Origin of the sequence: Pinirhizobacter sp. (genome assembly GCF_035317885.1) — a bacterium.
In the GTDB taxonomy this organism is placed as follows: Bacteria; Pseudomonadota; Gammaproteobacteria; order Xanthomonadales; family Rhodanobacteraceae; genus Pinirhizobacter.
Genome location: NZ_DATHFX010000245.1, coordinates 1 through 3220, shown reverse-complemented (window position 1 = coordinate 3220; position 3220 = coordinate 1). Strand labels below are relative to the sequence as shown.

At 60.7% G+C, this 3220-nt stretch carries 2 protein-coding genes; both read left to right on the top strand.

What is annotated here, in order from left to right; translation table 11 throughout:
- The coding region (locus tag VK519_RS07950; protein ID WP_324348812.1) for a TonB-dependent receptor plug domain-containing protein at nucleotides 1–2464 on the top strand (2464 nt) is incomplete at its 5' end.
- 533 nt (nucleotides 2465–2997) lie between these two features.
- On the top strand, nucleotides 2998–3220 hold a 223-nt coding region (locus VK519_RS07945), incomplete at its 3' end, for a hypothetical protein (RefSeq protein WP_324348810.1).

Genomic DNA, 3220 nt, shown 5'->3' with positions numbered 1-3220 from the left:
TGCCGTGACGAACCCGTTGAACAACATCGGTTCCACCTCGCTGCCGTTCGACGCAATCGACCAGGAACAGATTCTGACCGGCGGCTACGGCGCTGAGTTTGGCCGTTCCACCGGCGGTGTGATCAACATCATCACCAAGCGCGGTACCAATGAGTGGAAGGGCAGCATCGCCGCCTATTGGGATCCGAAGGCGCTGCAGGCGAACCCGAAGAACATCTACTACCCGAACAATGGCAGCCCGCAAGGCGGCGAGTTGTTCACCGACCGCAATGTCAACAAGCGCTACATCGGCTCGGAGATGATCGCCATCGGTGGTCCGCTGATCAAGGATCGCCTGTTCTTCTACGGCAACGTCGAAACCACCCGCCAGGAAGGCGTAGGCAACGGCAGCGTTCTGGTCGGCCCGAACACGCGCTACCAGCAGCAGGTGATCAAGACCCCGCGCTGGTTGGGCAAGATCGACTGGAACATCAACGACAACAACATCGTTGAACTGACCGGCATCGGCGACAAGCAGACCCAGGACCTCACCAACTACCCGTTCGACTACAACACGCTTCAGCAGGGCGATGTGGCCAAGAGCGCCACCCGCCAGAAGATCGGTGGCGAGACTTACATTGGCAAGTACACCGGCTATGTCACCGACGACTTCACTGTCACCGCGCTGTATGGCAAGCAGGATAGCGTGAACTACCTGGTGCCCACGCTCGGCTACAGCAGCGCGTTCCCGTTTGTCAGCGACGGTCGCACCGGCAAGACCGCGAGCGGTCCGTACGCGATGACCTGCCTCCCCGGCCAGCCGGCACCCTGCAAAGTTTCTGACGCCAACAACCTGCAGTCGTCCGTCCAGGACCCCGGCGCGATCAACAGGTCGCACGGCTACCGCGTCGACTTGGAGTACCGCATCGGCGGCCACGACCTGCGTCTGGGCTATGACCAGCAGACGCTGGAAGCTCGTAACGGTACCGAGGTGGGTGGTCCGGGCTATCGCTGGGCTTACCAGGAAACGTCCAATCCGGCTTCCCATCCTGCCAGCAGCCCGTTCTTCCTGCCCGTGGGCAGCAATGAGTACGTGCAGCAGGTATTCAACACCACGGGCGGCTCGTTCCGCGTGGACCAGGAAGCGGTATACCTGGAAGATCGCTGGCAGGTGACCGACCAGTGGCTGCTGTCGCTGGGCCTGCGTAATGAGCAGTTCAAGAACTTCAACGCCGATGGCGACGTCTACGTGAAGCAGCGTCATCAGCTTGCGCCGCGCTTGGGTGTCACCTGGGACGTGTTCGGCGATTCCACCTTCAAGCTATTCGCCAATGCTGGCCGTTACCACCTGGCGATGCCGAACAACGTGGCACTGCGTGGCGCCGCAGGTTCGGCAATCTACTCCACGTATTACAGCTTCAACGGCATCGACGCCAATGGCGTGCCGCAGAACCTGGTGTCGCTGGCCGATCCGAACAACCACCAGGTGTGTAAGGGCGTCGATCGTTACCCGTATCTTTCGGCCAACTGCGAATACGGCGATGCGCCGGACCCGAAGACGGTTGCCGCCAAGGGCATCAAGGCGCACTTCCAGGATGAGTACGTGCTGGGCATGGAAAAAGCCCTCAACGACCATCTCGTGTTCGGTGCACGCGGTACCTATCGCAATCTGCGTAGTGCCGTGGACGACACTTGCGCCGCGGTCCTGGGTGGTTCGTGCTACCTGTTCAACCCGGGTCGTGCCAATGACTTCCTGGTCGACAATGGCGACGGTACGTACACCACCGAACACTTCAGCAGCGAAGACCTCACGCACTTCCCGCTCAAGCGTAAGTACGCCGCCCTTGACCTTTGGCTCGAGCACCAGTTCGACGGCAAGTTCTTCTACCGCCTGGACTACACGTTCTCGAAGAACTACGGCAACACCGAAGGCCAGCTGCTCTCGGATCTGGGCCAGGCCGACGTTTCGCAGAGCCAGGCGTGGGACGACGTCTCGCTGATGGTCGGCTCCAACGGCCTGCTGCCCAACAACCGCAAGCACCAGTTCAAGGCCTTCGGTTACTGGCAGGCCAGCGAAGAATGGATGTTCGGCGCCAACGTGCTGATCCGTTCGGGCCGTCCCAAGCAGTGCCTGAGCTACATCGGCCCGGATATGGATGATCCGGTGAGCTACGGGGACAGTTATTTCTTCTGTGTGGATAGCACGAAGGTGCACCCGCGCGGCACGTTCGGCAGCCTGCCGTGGGAATACAAGCTTGACCTGACCGCAGCCTATTCGCCGCGGTGGGTCAACGGCCTGCGTTTCCGCCTGGACGTGTTCAACGTGCTCAACAAGCAGGTCGTGCAGAACCAGGTGGTGCAGTACCACGGTGGCAACACGGTCGAGCAGACCACGCCGGGCATCTCGCCGGCTTATGGCCGCACGATCTCGTTCTCCGATCCGCGCACGTTCCGCATCTCGGCGCAGTACGACTTCTCGCTGTAAGACACCACAACAATAAGATATAGCCGGGCCAAAGGCCCTCGCGACTCTCCAGACCTGGCCGCCGGTTCCCACCGGCGGCCTTTTTTTGCCCGGGTCGCGAATATGTATTCTTCTTTAAGATATTATTCATCTTTATCAATAGCTTGCGACGGCACTTGACGGCCAGTACATCACCACGGTTTGCTAAGAAAGCGTTGACTTCGTGTATTTATTGGCTTAGTTTCCGTCGCGGAGGATTCCTTTCGGTTTCCTGTCAATCGGAATTTCATGCGGCGCCATGCGCCGGGTCCGGTTCAGGAAAATAAAGGGAGTTTCGGGGCCAAGGAGGCCCGGGACAGGGGAAATCGATCCGCGGGTGCGGGAACACCTGCGACAGTCGATACCCCAGTGGCAAGCGGGCGGGAACCCGTTAGCCAATGACTCGTCCCGGACCACACCAGACCCAGCTCCAAGGCCGGCTGCGCCGGCCCGTATGCAGTGACTTCGACCTGTGCGCAGCAGGGTCTTTTTCTTGGTCTGGGGAGTGCTTTTCCATGCGTTCTAATTCATTGTTCCGCAGCCGTGCGTTCAAGCGCACGGTGCTCGCCGTCGCCCTGAGCTCCACGCTTGCCGGCGGCGTCGCGTTCGCGCAGTCCACCACGGGTAGCATCTTCGGCCAGGCGCCGGCGGCTGCCGGTGAGACCGTTGGCATCGACAGTGGCGGTACGCGTGGCACCGGTCGCACTGGTAATGGTAACGGTCAACCTCGTCCGCGAC